Here is a 13,951-nt window from a genome sequence, read left to right as displayed (position 1 = left end):
CAAAGAGGTATTTCCATGTACGAACTGGGAGTTGTCTACCGCAATATCCAGCGCGCCGACCGCGCTGCTGCTGACGGCCTGGCCGCCCTGGGCTCCGCCACCGTGCACGAGGCCATGGGCCGCGTCGGTCTGCTCAAGCCCTATATGCGCCCCATCTACGCCGGCAAGCAGGTCTCTGGCACCGCCGTCACGGTGCTGCTGCAGCCCGGCGACAACTGGATGATGCATGTGGCGGCCGAGCAGATTCAGCCCGGCGATATCGTGGTTGCTGCCGTTACCGCCGAGTGCTCCGACGGCTACTTCGGCGACCTGCTGGCCACGAGCTTTCAGGCGCGCGGCGCACGCGCGCTGATCATCGATGCCGGCGTGCGCGATGTGAAGACGCTGCAGGAGATGGACTTCCCGGTCTGGAGCAAGGCCATCTCTTCCAAGGGCACGATCAAGGCCACCCTGGGCTCGGTCAACATCCCCATCGTCTGCGCCGGCATGCTGGTCACGCCCGGTGACGTGATCGTGGCCGACGACGACGGCGTGGTCTGCGTGCCCGCCGCGCGTGCCGTGGAAGTGCTGGCCGCCGCCCAGAAGCGTGAAAGCTTCGAAGGCGAAAAGCGCGCCAAGCTGGCTTCGGGCGTCCTGGGCCTGGATATGTACAAGATGCGCGAGCCCCTGGAAAAGGCCGGTCTGAAATATATTGACTAACACCCCCTGAGTCGCTTCGCCTAGGCGGCCCCGCGCCTTCCCCCTCTCTCGCTTTGCTTGGCAATGCGGAGGGGGACGATGCCCTCGCTGCGAGGCGGCTCTTGCTTGGCATCTCTGAGTTGTGCGGCGCCAGTATTGGCGGCTATGGCCCACTCACAGACCATCGAGGAAAAGACAAATGAGCGAATTTGAAAAGACTCCCGGCTGGATGGATTGGTACGCCAACCCCAGCAAGCCCCAGTTCAAGCTGCCTGCCGGCGCTGTGGATGCACACTGCCATGTGTTCGGCCCTGGCAACGAGTTCCCCTTCGCCCCCGAGCGCAAGTACACCCCCTGCGATGCCAGCAAGGCCCAGCTGTATGCGCTGCGCGACCACCTGGGTTTTGCACGCAATGTGGTGGTGCAGGCCACCTGCCACGGTGCGGACAACCGCGCCATGGTCGATGCCTGCAAGTCCTCGGGCGGCAAGGCCCGTGGCGTAGCCACCGTCAAGCGCTCCATCAGCGATGCCGAACTGCAGGAGCTGCATGACGCCGGCGTGCGCGGCGTGCGCTTCAACTTCGTCAAGCGCCTGGTGGACTTCACGCCCAAGGACGAGCTGATGGAGATCGCCGGCCGCATCGCCAAGCTGGGCTGGCATGTGGTGATCTATTTCGAAGCCGTGGATCTGCCCGAGCTGTGGGACTTCTTCACCGCGCTGCCCACCACCGTGGTGGTCGACCACATGGGCCGTCCCGACGTCACCAAGGGCGTGGACAGCGAAGAGTTCGCCCTGTTCCTGAAGTTCATGCGCGAGCACCAGAACGTGTGGAGCAAGGTGTCCTGCCCCGAGCGCCTGTCCGTCACCGGCCCCAAGGCCCTTCATGGTGAGCAGAACGCCTACCAGGATGTGGTGCCGTTCGCGCGCCGCGTGGTCGAGGAGTTCCCAGATCGCGTGCTCTGGGGCACCGACTGGCCGCACCCCAACCTGAAGGACCACATGCCCGACGACGGCCTGCTGGTGGACTTCATTCCTCATATCGCGCCCACCGCGCAGCTGCAGCAAAAGCTGCTGGTGGACAACCCCATGCGTCTGTACTGGCCCGAAGAGGTCTGACGGAGTTCCGGCGACACATACACCCGGAAACAGGTCGCAGCCTTGTCGCATGGGCTGCGCCATCCGTAAACGAGGAGAATTTATGGCTTTGGAAAAACCGTATCTGGACGTGCCCGGCACCATCATTTTCGATGCCGAGCAGTCCCGCAAGGGCTACTGGCTCAACCAGTTCTGCATGAGCCTGATGAAGGCCGAGAACCGCGAGCGCTTTCGCGCCGACGAGCGTGCCTATCTCGACGAGTGGGCGATGACCGAGGAGCAGAAGCAGGCCGTGCTGGCGCGCGATCTGAACTGGTGCATGCGCACCGGCGGCAATATCTACTTCCTGGCCAAGATCGGCGCCACCGACGGCAAGAGCTTCCAGCAGATGGCCGGCTCCATGACCGGCATGACCGAAGAAGAGTACCGCGCCATGATGATGGGCGGCGGTCGCTCTGCCGAAGGCAATCGCTACGTGGGCGAGGACGGTGATGCTCAGGCACACCATCAACCCCAGGGCAGCGCAGGCAACCAGAACAAGGAAGGCAACTAAGACATGGCACGCATCACCGCATCCGTTTTTACTTCGCATGTGCCTGCCATCGGCGCTGCCATGGACATGGGCAAGACCCAGGAGGCCTACTGGGCGCCCCTGTTCAAGGGCTATGACTTCTCCCGCCAGTGGATGAAGGACAACAAGCCCGATGTGATCTTCCTGGTCTACAACGACCATGCCACGGCCTTCAGCCTGGACTGCATTCCCACTTTCGCCATCGGCACGGCTGCCGAGTTCCAGCCCGCCGACGAAGGCTGGGGCCCGCGTCCCGTGCCCAAGGTGGTCGGCCATCCCGATCTGGCCAGCCACATTGCCCAGTCCGTGATTCAGCAGGACTTCGACCTGACCATCGTCAACAAGATGGACGTGGACCACGGCCTCACGGTGCCGCTGTCGCTGATGTGTGGCGAGCAGGACCCCAAGACCGGCTCCTGGCCCTGCCCGGTGATCCCCTTCGCCGTGAACGTGGTGCAGTACCCCGTGCCCACCGGCCAGCGCTGCTTCAACCTGGGCCGCGCCATCCGCAAGGCCGTGGAGAGCTACGACCAGGACATCAACGTGCATATCTGGGGCACGGGCGGCATGAGCCACCAGCTGCAGGGGGCGCGCGCGGGCCTGATCAACAAGGAATGGGACAACCAGTTCCTGGACCTGCTGATCGAGAACCCGCACGGACTGGCCCAGATGCCGCATATCGACTATGTGCGCGAAGCCGGCTCGGAAGGCATCGAGCTGGTGATGTGGCTGATCGCGCGCGGCGCCATGTCCGATGTGGACGGCCCCGCACCGCTGCCCAAGGTGGCGCACCGCTTCTACCATGTGCCCGCATCGAACACCGCTGTGGGCCATCTGATCCTCGAGAATCAGTGAACGTTTCACCACGTTCGCTGCTTCGCGTATCCACCGCCCCCCAGTGGGGGGCTTCGCCTCCTTGAGGCGGCTCTACGGAGACCCAAATCATGAGCAAGACCATCAAAGTAGCGCTGGCTGGCGCTGGTGCCTTCGGCATCAAGCACCTTGACGGCATCAAGAACATCGACGGCGTGGAAGTCGTCTCCCTGGTCGGTCGCCGCTTTGACCAGACCAAGGAAGTGGCCGACAAATACGGCATCCAGCATGTGGCAACCGATCTGGCCGAAAGCCTGGCACTGCCCGAGGTCGATGCCGTGATCCTGTGCACGCCCACGCAGATGCACGCCGAGCAGGCCATTGCCTGCATGAAGGCCGGCAAGCATGTGCAGGTCGAGATCCCTCTGGCCGATGCCCTGAAGGACGCGCAGGAAGTGGCCGAGCTGCAAAAGCAGACCGGTCTGGTGGCCATGGTGGGTCACACCCGCCGCTTCAACCCCAGCCACCAGTGGGTGCACAAGAAGATAGCAGCCGGCGAGTTCAACATCCAGCAGATGGATGTGCAAACCTACTTCTTCCGCCGCACCAATATGAATGCACTGGGTCAGGCCCGCAGCTGGACCGATCACCTGCTGTGGCACCATGCAGCCCATACCGTGGACCTGTTCGCCTACCAGGCCGGCAGCCCCATCGTCAAGGCCAACGCCGTGCAAGGCCCCATCCACAAGGATCTGGGCATCGCCATGGACATGAGCATCCAGCTCAAGGCCGCCAACGGCGCGATCTGCACGCTGAGCCTGTCGTTCAACAACGACGGCCCTCTGGGCACCTTCTTCCGCTACATCGGCGACACCGGCACCTATCTGGCCCGCTACGACGACCTGTATACCGGCAAGGACGAGAAGATCGACGTGTCCCAGGTCGATGTCTCCATGAACGGCATCGAGCTGCAGGACCGCGAATTCTTCGCCGCCATCCGTGAAGGCCGCGAACCCAACTCCAGCGTGCAGCAGGTGTTCAACTGCTACAAGGTCTTGCACGACCTGGAGCAGCAACTGAACGCGGATTGATCAGCGCGGACTGATTGCCTGGCGCATCTCCGCACGAAAGCCCCCGCAGCCTGTGGCTGCGGGGGCTTGTTTCATCGCGCAAAGTCTCTGTCGCTGCACGAGGAGATCGTAGTCGCATTCTTGTGTGGCCGAATCCAGGCCCTATACCGAGGCTATCCCGCCCAGGAACGATGGCGCAGCTGACGGGGGGATTGGCCAAACCAGCGCTGGCACGCTCGGGTGAGCACGGCCTGGTCTGAATACCCCAGCAATTGCGCGATATGGCCCAGACTCAGGTCGGGCTGCGCCAGCAATTGCGCCACCCAGGTCTTGCGCGCGCTATCGCGCAGATCCTCGAAGGCCGCGCCTTCTGCCTGCAGGCGTCGCTGCAGGGTGCGCGGGTGCTGGCTCAGGGCGCGTGCCGCCGAGGGCAGGTCGGCCATGCCCATGCGAACCAGATTGGCCAGCGCGCTGCGCACCTGGTCCGTCATGCTGGTATTCCTGCCTGGCGCGGCTCCCAGCAGGAAGCGTTCGACAAACTGCTGCAGCAGCCGGTTGTGGCGAGGCATGGGCTGACGCCAGGCCAGCGGGTCGATGGCAATGCCATCAAAGCTGGAGCCAAAGCGCGGCAACTGGCCCAGGTGCCGCCTGTATTGCGCGCTGCTGCCCACGGGGGCATGGCGCAGATGGATGGCCGCAGGGCGCAGCGCGCCTTCGGACAGCACATGGATCAGGCGGCACATATAGGCCACGCAGATTTCCGTTCCCTGGGGCATGAGGGCCTGGGAGGGCAGGCGTGACAGCACTTCCACGCATTCAAGCCCCTCGTCAGGCGCCATGAAGGTTCTGTAGCTCAGGGTGGGGTTGTGGAAGTGGACGTACTTTCCGCCCTGCATCATGCCCTCGCGCACAGTGGGCGCGGACTGTATGGCCAGTCCTAGCAGGCCCAGGGTTTCGACACCTTGCCGGGCGCACAGACGCAGCCCGAAATCGTGCACGCCCAGCACACAGGCGGCTTCCTCTATGACCAGGGCCACGGCGTGGCTGGGCAGGTAGCGCTCGGGGTCGGCCAGATCTTCCGGCACCAGGCCGCAGGCGCGCAGGATGGCGGCGGGGTCGCCGCCCTGTGCGCGCACCAGGTCTTCAAAGCCCGCGAGCGAGGCGGCGCGGACACTGGTCATGACGGCGGAATCAGCGGGCTTGGCAGGCATCGGGGTATGTACTGCATGTCGTTCAACATCAAAATCCTGTCGCGCAAACACAAGTTTTGCCAGAGGGCTAGACCTAGCATGTCTGCGTGACAGACACGATTGACGCAAGTCGGGCCCAGGCTGGAGCTTCACCTCAAGGCTGTGATCCCTGCTCATTCCTGTCGGCTCACGCCCTAGCAGACAAGCAGGAGACACCCGGTATGGCACAGCATTTCGACTTTCTCATCATCGGCGCCGGTATTTCCGGCATTGGTGCGGCCCGTCATCTGCGTGAGCAGTTCGCGGATCGCAGCCTCGCCATCCTCGAAGCCATGGACAGCTTCGGCGGCACCTGGTGGACGCACCGCTACCCGGGGGCGCGCTCGGACAGCGACCTGTTCACCTATGGCTATGGCTTCAAGCCCTGGACGGGCAATGCCATCGCCACGGCGGACGAGATTCGCCACTACCTGGCCGAGACCATTGAGGAGAACGATCTGGCCCCGCTGATCCGCTACGGCCACAAGGTGCAATCGGCCTGCTGGTCGTCCGAAGACAGGCGCTGGACGCTGGAAGTCACCCACGGCGGCTCGGACGAGGTGCAGACCTTCACCACCGGCTTCCTCTGGGTCTGCGCCGGCTATTACGACCACGGCCAGGGCTATACGCCGCAGTGGCCGACGCTCAAGGACTTCAAGGGCCAAGTCATTCACCCGCAGCACTGGCCGCAGGGTCTGGATTACACGGGCAAGCGCATCGTGGTCATAGGCTCGGGTGCCACGGCGGCCACGCTGATCCCGAGCCTGGCGCCGGATGCGGGCCATGTGACCATGCTGCAGCGCTCGCCCACCTTTTTCCTGCCCGCGTCCGAGCATCCGCTGGTGCCGCTGCTCAAGCCTTTGAACCTGCCCGAGGACTGGTACCACGAGATCATGCGCCGCGCCTTCATCGCGCGCACCGACGAGATCGTGCAAACCTCCAGGCAGCACCCCGAGGCGATGCGCGCCTTCCTGCTTGGAGAGATCCGCTCGCACTTGCCCGAGGGCTTTGACATCGACAAGCACTTCAATCCCAGCTACCGCCCCTGGCAGCAGCGCATTGCCGTGGTGCCCGACGGCGACTTCTTCCAGGCCATGCGCGAGGGCAAGGCCTCGGTGGTGACGGACACCATAGAGAGCTTCGATGCCGGCGGCATACAGCTGACCGGCGGCGGACATCTGGACGCCGACATCATCGTTACTGCCACGGGCTTCAATCTCAAGCTGTTCGGCGGCATAGCGTTCAGCGTGGATGGCGCGCCGGTGGATTTTCGCGAGCGCATCTCCTACCGGGGCGTGATGATCGAGGGCATGCCCAATATGGCCTACACCCAGGGCTACTTCCGCTCCAGCTGGACGCTGCGCTGCGACCTGGTGTGCGACTGGGTGTGCCGCCTGCTTGCCCATATGCGCGAGCACGGCCATGCCGAGGTACGGCCCATCGTGGCCGCAGCCGATGCCGGCATGCAACGCCTGTCGTGGATAGAGGCCGACAACTTCAACGCCGGCTATGTGCTGCGTGCGCAAGATGCCATGTTCGGCCAGGGCGACCGCCAGCCCTGGAGGCACGACATGGAGTACGCCGAAGAACGCGTGGTTCTGACCGCCGCATCGCTGCAGGACGATGCCTTGGCCTATCGCTAGGTCCGGCCCCGTATCCGTTCTCTCACTCTTTATAACGACAGGAGACTTCAACCATGGCTCTCGATCCACATCTGGCCGGCGTCCTGCAGCAACTGGCCGCTGCCAACAGGAAGGCCACCGCAGACGGCACGCCCGAAGAGGGCCGCGCCGGCTATCTGGCGCTGACCCGTGGCTCGCTCACACCCGAGCAGATCGTGCCCGTGGCCAGCGTTCAGGACATCACCGTGCCCGGCGGCGCAGGCCCTGTGGCCGCACGCATCTATCGGCCCGAAGGCACTGGACCTTTTCCCACCGTGGCGTATTTCCACGGCGGAGGCTATGTCATCGGCAACCTGGACACGCATGACAATATGTGCCGAGAGATCTGCCGCGGCGCGCAGGCCGTGGTGGTGTCGGTGGACTACCGGCTTGCCCCCGAGCATCCCTTCCCCGCAGGCATAGAGGACGCCGTGGCTGCCGCCAGATGGGTGGTTGCCAATGCGCATGAGCTGGGGGGCAGTGCCATCGTGGCCGTGGCGGGCGACAGCGCTGGCGGCAACTTCTGCGCCGTGGTGACGCAGCAGCTGCGCGATGGGGGCATTCCCCTGGCTGCGCAATTCCTCATCTACCCCGCGGTAGACCACGCCGCCGCCGAGTACGCCAGCGCCGAGCAGAACGCCAAGGGCTATTTCCTGGAAGCCGAGACCATGGCCTGGTTCTACAACCATTACGCCGGCACCTCCCACAATGCGCTGGATCCGCGCCTGGCACCGCTGCAGGCCAAGAGTCTGGCCAACCTGCCGCCCGCCGTGATCGTGAATGCCGAGTTCGATCCGCTGCGTGATCAGGGAGCGGCCTATGCCCATGCGCTGCGCGCCGCAGGTGGCCAGGCCGAGCTGATTGAAGGGGCGGGCATGATCCATGGCTTCTTCGACATGGGCCGTTGGTCGCCGGGCGCGCAGGCCGTCATCACGCGCAGCATCGAGCGCTTTGCCGGGCTGCTGAAATCGCAAACCCGTTGAGGAAACCAATATGACCCATGTGAATCATTTGACCGTCCTGGGCTCGGGCGTGCTGGGTGGCCAGATTGCCTGGCACAGCGCGTTCAAGGGCAAAACCGTGGTTGTCTACGACATCTCGGAAGATGCGCTGGCGCGCTGCCGCGCCGCACAGGCGCAGTACGCAGCCATCTATCTGGCAGAACTCGGTGCGGGCGAGGCCGACATCGAGGCCACGCGCCAGCGTCTGAGCTTTACCACGGACATGGCCCGGGCCGTGGCCAAGGCCGATCTGGTCATCGAGGCCGTTCCGGAGATCCCGGATGTCAAGACCGGCGTCTATCAGCAGATGGCGCCGCTGCTGCCAGCCCACACTGTGGTTGCCACCAACTCGTCCACCTTTTTGCCCAGCGACTTCGCGGCTGCCACGGGCCGGCCCGAGAAGTTCTGCGCGCTGCACTACGCCAACTACATCTGGTCGGCCAATGTCGTGGAAATCATGCCGCATGCAGCGACGGCCCGGGCCACGCTGGAGACCGTCACCCGGTTCGGCATCGAGACCGGCATGGTGCCGATTCCCATCGCCACGGAGCACAACGGCTATGTCATCAACACCTGGTTCCCCGCACTGCTCAAGGCCGCCCAGACGCTGGTGACCAATGGAATCGCCACACCCGAGGATGTGGACCGCACCTTCCTGATCGCCAACCGCGGTGCCCGCATGGGCCCGTTCGGCATGATGGACATCGTGGGCATGAAGACCTGCTATGACGTATCCATTTACTGGGGGCAGTTGCAGGGCGATGCGCAGCAGCTGGCCAATGCCGAATATGTCAAGACCCAGTTGATGGACAAGGGCCGTACCGGCATGCTGGCGGGCAAGGGCTATTACGACTACCCGAATCCAGCCTATGCGGCGGCGGGCTTTCTGGATGTGCCGGCGCTGTCGCAGCTATCTGACATCGTTGACCGCTGTATCTCCAGAGCCTGAGCCTTTGGTGCACATATGCGGCGACGGCGCATGCGGCCCTGCCTCTGTGCCTGTGCCTGCGCCTGGCAGTGCAGTGCAGTGAGGCAGTGCCGGGCACGCACCAGACGAGCACGGATTTCGATGCGGACATTATTTTGGCTTGGCATCGGCCATCGACGAACCGGAAGGCAGCTGCTGGAATAATATTGCTCCAGCTTGTATAGCGGCCTGCGCCCTCGCTTGGTTCGGTTGAAGGCCTTTGGATGCTTAAGGAAAGTTAATGGAAAACCGCAAAATCGGCCCATTCAGCGTCGCCAATGTCGCGCTGGGCTGCATGAATTTCTGCCATGCCTACGGAAACCCCGTCTCTACCGAGCAGTCGCACGCCGTGCTGCACGCGGCACTGGATGCGGGCGTGACCTTGTTCGACACCGCTGCCCTCTATGGCTTTGGCGCCAGTGAGTCGCTGATCGGCCCCGTGCTCAAGCCCCACCGCAACCACATCACCCTGGCGAGCAAATGCGGCATGGCCGGCGTGCGCGGCGAAGACGGCGTGATGCGCCGCGTCATCGACGGTCGCCCCAAAACCCTGCGCCAGAACTGCGAAGACAGTCTCAAGCGCCTGGGCACCGATGTGATCGATCTCTACTATCTGCATCGCTGGGACAAGAATGTGCCCATCGAGGAGTCGGTGGGCGAGATGGCGCGTCTGAAGGAAGAGGGCAAGGTTCGCGCCCTGGGCCTGTCGGAAGTGGGGGCCGATGCACTGCGCCGCGCGCACAAGGAGCACCCGATTGCGGCGCTGCAAAGCGAATATTCGCTGTGGTCGCGCAATGCAGAGCTGGGCGCGCTCGCCGCCTGCAAGGAGCTGGGCATTGCCTATGTAGCCTTCAGCCCCATGGGCCGCGCCTTCTTCAGCGGCAAGCTGCAGCAGGTGGACAACCTGGTCAAGGGCGATATCCGCGCCACCATGCCGCGCTTTGCCGGCGAGGCCTATGCACAGAACCTGCGCCTGCTGGCGCCCATGCAGGCTGTGGCGGAAAAAGCCGGCTGCACGCTGGCCGAGCTGGCCATCGCCTGGGTGCTGCACCAGGGCGAGCATGTGATTGCCTTGCCCGGCACCACCAGCGTGGAGCATCTGCACGAAGACATTCGCGGTGGCCGCGTCCATCTCGGCGCCGAGCTGCTGGCCGAGCTCGATGACATCTTCAAGCCCGAAGCCATTGCCGGCGACCGCTATGCATTGCAAGGCCAGGGCGAGGTGGATACCGAGAAATACGCGTTTGAAAAGCGCCCAGGCTAGCATCCCATCCCGCGAAGGCCCTGGCGCGGAGGGGGAGCGTAAACAGGTTCTGGTTTGCTTCAGGTTTGGGACAGGGCGTGCAGTGGAATATCCCTGTCCTGCGCCAGCTGCATCAGTTGCGCGCAGCTGCGGGCTGCCAGAAACCGGGCCACGCCTTGATGGATTTCGGGCTTGCGCATATCGGTGGGATGGCCGAAGGGCAGGTCTGCCGCTTCGCACAGACGCTGGGCAAAGTGAGGCTCCAGCGCGGCCACGGCCACGATGCCGTCGGCGCAGGGATATATGCGGTAGCCCGCATGGGCGCCGCCGACATCGCCCGTGGGCTGGGTCAGGCCCCAGTGCCAGGGCAGGGCCAGCCATTGCGCGGCCTGGGCCAGTCCGACTTCGCGCAGGATGCCGTGCCCGCTGCGGCTGCTGACGAGTACGGCCTGGAGTACGGCCTCGCTGGCCATCAGCGCCCCCGCCATATCGGCAAACAGGCTGGGGGGCAGGGCGGTGCTGTGAACGAGGCCCGCTTCGGCCTGATAGGTGAGGTCGTGGCCAGGGACATCTGCCAGTTCGCCGGCGCTGCCAACCACGCGCACCAGCGACAGTCGGGGGTAGCGCTGCTGCAGGGTTTCCCAGCCCAGGCCCAGCTTGCTCAGGGCCGAGGGACGGAACGAGGTCAGCAGCACATCGGTTTGCGCCAGTTGCGCATGCAGGCTGGCCTGGCCTTCGGCAGTCTTGAGATCGGCCTGCAGGGTTTGCACCTTGTCATGCATCTGCGCGTAGGCATCGGGGCAGTAGAGGCCCATGGGGTCGGCGCTGCGGCCTGCGCCGGGGGCCAGAGGCTCGAGCTTGCTGCAATCGGCTCCCATGCCGGCACAGCGCCACAGGGCGGCAGGGCCGGGCAGGTTCAGAGCCAGGCTGAGTATGCGAATTCCTTGCAGGGGCTGAATGGTGGTGCTGGGCATGAGTGGGAGTATTCCTTGTCTGGGCTTGTGCAAGCCAGGGTGGCATCAGGATGGTTTCCTTGAGGCGAAGCCCTTGCCTGAGCCTGTTTGAGGTGAGTCGTGCTTGTTCAACTGCTGTTGTAGTGCAAGCCGGCCCCCGGCACTGGCACTTTCAGGACAGTCTGTTGCGGTGGCGATGCTTTCAGGCGCTGTTGCACTGTGGCAAGCTTGCGCTATCTGTAAAAAAATGCCCCTAGGGGCGTGTTCGATTGACCGAGATGCGTAGACGTACGCTTTTGTCCCTGGGCGCAGCCTCCGTGCTGGCAGCCGGCGGGGGCTGGAAGGCTTTTTCCATGAACTCCACTTCTTCTTCCCTGTTGCCCGAGCAGCTGCTGCAGCAGCTCAAGCCTTCGCCGCGCATGCCGGTGATGTTCCTCGGCCACGGCAGTCCCATGAATGTGATCGAGGACACGCACTGGCGCCAGAGCTGGAAGGCGCTGGGCCAGGAGCTGACAGCCAAGGGCATTGCGCCGCAACTGATTCTCTGCATCTCGGCCCATTGGCTGACCGAGTCCGACTGGGCGCTGACTGGCATGGCCCAGCCGCGCACGATTCATGACTTCGGCGGCTTCCCGCAAGAGCTGTTCGATCAGCAATATCCCGCCCCCGGCGCGCCCGAGGTAGCCAGGCAGCTGGCGGCCGAGCTGCAGTCGCCGCTGGACGGATCAGCCCTGCTGGTGGACCAGAAATGGGGTTTTGACCACGGAACCTGGTCGGTGCTGCTGCCCATGTTCCCCGAGGCCAGCATTCCCGTCATGCAGCTGAGCATGCCCTATGGGCTGGCGCCCGAAAAGCATTTCGAGATGGGCCGCCAGCTGCGTGCGCTGCGCGAGCGCGGCGTGCTGATCGTGGGCAGCGGCAATATCGTGCACAACCTGCGCGCCATGCAGCGCGGTGCCAGCGACAACCAGGCCTATGACTGGACGATACAGTTCGACACCGAAGTGCAGCAGCGCCTGGACAGCGGCAATCTGGCCGATCTGAGCACCTTTCTGGACTGGGGGCCGCAGGCCCGTCTGGCCCATCCCACGCACGACCACTATCTGCCCCTGCTGTATGCGGCAGGGGCCGTGCAGGAGGGCGAAGCGCCGCGCGTGTTCAACACGGCCTACCAGTATGCGGCGCTCTCCATGCGCTCGGCCATCTGGGGGTTGAGCGCCTGATCAAGATTTTGGTAGCTTGCTGCGCTTGATTCAAAAGGTTTTTAGATGCTTTTCTATCTGAAAACAATATGGGCAGGGCGCTGGAAGCTATCAATTAATAGGTAGACCTGAAGCGGCCATAAAAAAAGAGCAACGGACTTTTAATCCGTTGCTCTTTGGTCTTCAGGGCCGAAGCCCCGAATCGTGAGCTTAGATCACGGCGGCGATGGCCTTGCAGACATAGTCGATGTTCTTGCTGTTCAGCGCGGCCACGCACATGCGGCCGGTGTCGGTGCCGTACACGCCGAACTCGGAGCGCAGGCGCACCATCTGGTCCTTGGACAGGCCGGAGTACGAGAACATGCCGATCTGGGTGGTGATGAAGGACATGTCCTGGGTCACGCCGGCAGCCTTCAGGCCGTCGACCAGCTTCTGGCGCATGGCCTTGATGCGCACACGCATCTCGCCCAGTTCCTTTTCCCACAGAGCGTGCAGCTCGGGGTTGTTCAGCACCGCTGCCACCACGGCGCCGCCATGGGTGGGAGGGTTGGAGTAGTTGGTGCGGATGACGATCTTCAGCTGCGACAGCACGCGAGCGGCCTCTTCCTTGTCGGAGGCCACCACGGACAGGGCCCCCACGCGCTCGCCATACAGGCTGAAGCTCTTGGAGAACGAAGTCGACACGAAGATGTTCAGGCCGGCAGCCACGAACTTGCCGATCACGGCGCCGTCTTCGGCGATACCGTGGCCGAAGCCCTGGTAGGCCATGTCCAGGAAGGCGACCAGGCCCTTGGCCTTGACGACGGCAATCACTTCATCCCACTGAGCGGCAGTGATGTCGTAGCCGGTGGGGTTGTGGCAGCAGGCGTGCAGCACGACCACGGTGCCGGCAGCGGCAGCGTTCAGGTCGGCCAGCATGCCGGCGAAGTCGATGGAGCGGGTCGCTGCATCGTAGTAAGCGTAGGTGCCGACTTCAAAACCAGCGTTGGTGAAGATGGCCTTGTGGTTCTCCCAGCTGGGGTTGGAGATCAGGACCTTGGCGTTGGGGTTGAGCTTCTTGAGGAAGTCGGCGCCGATCTTCAGACCGCCGGTGCCGCCGATGGCCTGCACGGTGGCCACGCGGCCGGACTTGACCACGTCCGATTCGGCACCGAACACCAGGGCCTTGACGCCGTTGTCATAGGCGGCGATACCGTCGATGGGCAGATAGCCACGGGCGGTGGGCTTTTCCATCATGGCCTTCTCGGCGGCCTGCACGCACTCCAGCAGGGGCAGCTTGCCGTTGTCGTCGAAGTACACGCCCACGCCCAGGTTCACTTTGTTGGGGTTGGAGTCAGCGTTGAATTGCTCGTTCAGACCCAGGATGGGGTCGCGGGGGGCCATTTCGACGGCGGTAAACAGAGACATGAAAAAATCCTTGAGGGATGGAAATAAGTCAGGTCACCCCCAGCTACTGCTCCGAGCGCG

13 protein-coding genes are annotated in these 13,951 nt (G+C 63.9%); 10 read left to right on the top strand and 3 right to left on the bottom strand.

The genetic code is table 11. The annotated features are described in order from the left end of the window. The first annotated feature begins 15 nt into the window (after positions 1–15). The 5 genes from ligK to NOX35_RS15355 all read left to right on the top strand — a co-directional run bounded on the left by ligK (position 16) and on the right by NOX35_RS15355 (position 4,249). Positions 16–699: a 4-carboxy-4-hydroxy-2-oxoadipate aldolase/oxaloacetate decarboxylase gene (gene ligK / locus NOX35_RS15375; protein WP_003075867.1), complete on the top strand. Its 684-nt coding sequence runs from the start codon at positions 16–18 to the stop codon at positions 697–699. A gap of 178 nt (positions 700–877) precedes the next feature. Beyond that, on the top strand, positions 878–1,795 hold the full coding sequence (locus NOX35_RS15370; protein ID WP_182283085.1) for an amidohydrolase family protein: 918 nt from the start codon (positions 878–880) through the stop codon (positions 1,793–1,795). Between the two features lie 82 nt (positions 1,796–1,877). Further along, the gene (gene ligA, locus NOX35_RS15365) at positions 1,878–2,327 is read left to right on the top strand and encodes a protocatechuate 4,5-dioxygenase subunit alpha (RefSeq protein WP_046460217.1); all 450 of its coding nucleotides are present in this window, start codon (positions 1,878–1,880) and stop codon (positions 2,325–2,327) included. Between the two features lie 3 nt (positions 2,328–2,330). After that, a complete protein-coding gene (locus tag NOX35_RS15360; protein WP_012838736.1) occupies positions 2,331–3,200 on the top strand; it encodes a class III extradiol dioxygenase subunit beta in 870 nt (289 codons plus the stop codon). An 89-nt stretch (positions 3,201–3,289) separates the two neighbouring features. Beyond that, complete coding sequence (locus tag NOX35_RS15355) at positions 3,290–4,249, top strand: Gfo/Idh/MocA family oxidoreductase (RefSeq protein WP_182283084.1); 960 nt, start codon at positions 3,290–3,292, stop codon at positions 4,247–4,249. Positions 4,250–4,401: 152 nt separating this feature from the next. Here NOX35_RS15355 and NOX35_RS15350 read toward each other — a convergent pair whose 3' ends face one another. Beyond that, positions 4,402–5,409 (bottom strand): AraC family transcriptional regulator, encoded by a 1,008-nt coding sequence (locus NOX35_RS15350; RefSeq protein ID WP_256493860.1) that lies wholly within the window; start codon positions 5,407–5,409, stop codon positions 4,402–4,404. A 230-nt stretch (positions 5,410–5,639) separates the two neighbouring features. On the opposite strand from NOX35_RS15350, the gene NOX35_RS15345 reads away from it, so the two are divergent. From NOX35_RS15345 to NOX35_RS15330, 4 genes are all read left to right on the top strand, one after another. Beyond that, the gene (locus tag NOX35_RS15345; protein ID WP_256493858.1) at positions 5,640–7,100 is read left to right on the top strand and encodes an NAD(P)/FAD-dependent oxidoreductase; all 1,461 of its coding nucleotides are present in this window, start codon (positions 5,640–5,642) and stop codon (positions 7,098–7,100) included. A 53-nt stretch (positions 7,101–7,153) separates the two neighbouring features. Beyond that, positions 7,154–8,101: an alpha/beta hydrolase gene (locus tag NOX35_RS15340; RefSeq protein WP_256493857.1), complete on the top strand. Its 948-nt coding sequence runs from the start codon at positions 7,154–7,156 to the stop codon at positions 8,099–8,101. A gap of 10 nt (positions 8,102–8,111) precedes the next feature. Beyond that, complete coding sequence (locus tag NOX35_RS15335; RefSeq protein ID WP_256493855.1) at positions 8,112–9,068, top strand: 3-hydroxyacyl-CoA dehydrogenase; 957 nt, start codon at positions 8,112–8,114, stop codon at positions 9,066–9,068. A 259-nt stretch (positions 9,069–9,327) separates the two neighbouring features. Beyond that, positions 9,328–10,350: an aldo/keto reductase gene (locus NOX35_RS15330; RefSeq protein WP_256493853.1), complete on the top strand. Its 1,023-nt coding sequence runs from the start codon at positions 9,328–9,330 to the stop codon at positions 10,348–10,350. A 59-nt stretch (positions 10,351–10,409) separates the two neighbouring features. On the opposite strand, the gene NOX35_RS15325 is transcribed toward NOX35_RS15330, so the two are convergent. Next, positions 10,410–11,303 (bottom strand): CaiB/BaiF CoA-transferase family protein, encoded by an 894-nt coding sequence (locus tag NOX35_RS15325; protein WP_256493852.1) that lies wholly within the window; start codon positions 11,301–11,303, stop codon positions 10,410–10,412. Between the two features lie 275 nt (positions 11,304–11,578). Between NOX35_RS15325 and ygiD the strand changes: the two genes are divergently transcribed. Then, a complete protein-coding gene (gene ygiD / locus NOX35_RS15320; RefSeq protein WP_182287220.1) occupies positions 11,579–12,505 on the top strand; it encodes a 4,5-DOPA dioxygenase extradiol in 927 nt (308 codons plus the stop codon). Positions 12,506–12,694: 189 nt separating this feature from the next. Here the strand turns inward: ygiD and NOX35_RS15315 are convergent, their stop codons facing one another. Next, positions 12,695–13,891, bottom strand: coding sequence for an amino acid aminotransferase (locus NOX35_RS15315; RefSeq protein ID WP_003067573.1), 1,197 nt, complete (start codon positions 13,889–13,891; stop codon positions 12,695–12,697). Positions 13,892–13,951: the final 60 nt, after the last annotated feature.

Origin of the sequence: Comamonas sp. C11 (genome assembly GCF_024496285.1) — a bacterium.
In the GTDB taxonomy this organism is placed as follows: Bacteria; Pseudomonadota; Gammaproteobacteria; order Burkholderiales; family Burkholderiaceae_C; genus Comamonas; species Comamonas testosteroni_F.
Note: the sequence above shows the minus strand (reverse complement) of the source record. Positions and strands in the feature narration are given on the sequence as shown.

What these genes read in the sequence shown, in the direction of transcription:
- ligK (WP_003075867.1), top strand. Translation starts at nt 16, where the DNA reads ATGTACGAACTGGGAGTTGTCTACCGCAATATCCAGCGCGCCGACCGC.
- NOX35_RS15370 (WP_182283085.1), top strand. Translation starts at nt 878, where the DNA reads ATGAGCGAATTTGAAAAGACTCCCGGCTGGATGGATTGGTACGCCAAC.
- ligA (WP_046460217.1), top strand. Translation starts at nt 1,878, where the DNA reads ATGGCTTTGGAAAAACCGTATCTGGACGTGCCCGGCACCATCATTTTC.
- NOX35_RS15360 (WP_012838736.1), top strand. Translation starts at nt 2,331, where the DNA reads ATGGCACGCATCACCGCATCCGTTTTTACTTCGCATGTGCCTGCCATC.
- NOX35_RS15355 (WP_182283084.1), top strand. Translation starts at nt 3,290, where the DNA reads ATGAGCAAGACCATCAAAGTAGCGCTGGCTGGCGCTGGTGCCTTCGGC.
- NOX35_RS15350 (WP_256493860.1), bottom strand. Translation starts at nt 5,409, where the DNA reads ATGACCAGTGTCCGCGCCGCCTCGCTCGCGGGCTTTGAAGACCTGGTG.
- NOX35_RS15345 (WP_256493858.1), top strand. Translation starts at nt 5,640, where the DNA reads ATGGCACAGCATTTCGACTTTCTCATCATCGGCGCCGGTATTTCCGGC.
- NOX35_RS15340 (WP_256493857.1), top strand. Translation starts at nt 7,154, where the DNA reads ATGGCTCTCGATCCACATCTGGCCGGCGTCCTGCAGCAACTGGCCGCT.
- NOX35_RS15335 (WP_256493855.1), top strand. Translation starts at nt 8,112, where the DNA reads ATGACCCATGTGAATCATTTGACCGTCCTGGGCTCGGGCGTGCTGGGT.
- NOX35_RS15330 (WP_256493853.1), top strand. Translation starts at nt 9,328, where the DNA reads ATGGAAAACCGCAAAATCGGCCCATTCAGCGTCGCCAATGTCGCGCTG.
- NOX35_RS15325 (WP_256493852.1), bottom strand. Translation starts at nt 11,303, where the DNA reads ATGCCCAGCACCACCATTCAGCCCCTGCAAGGAATTCGCATACTCAGC.
- NOX35_RS15315 (WP_003067573.1), bottom strand. Translation starts at nt 13,891, where the DNA reads ATGTCTCTGTTTACCGCCGTCGAAATGGCCCCCCGCGACCCCATCCTG.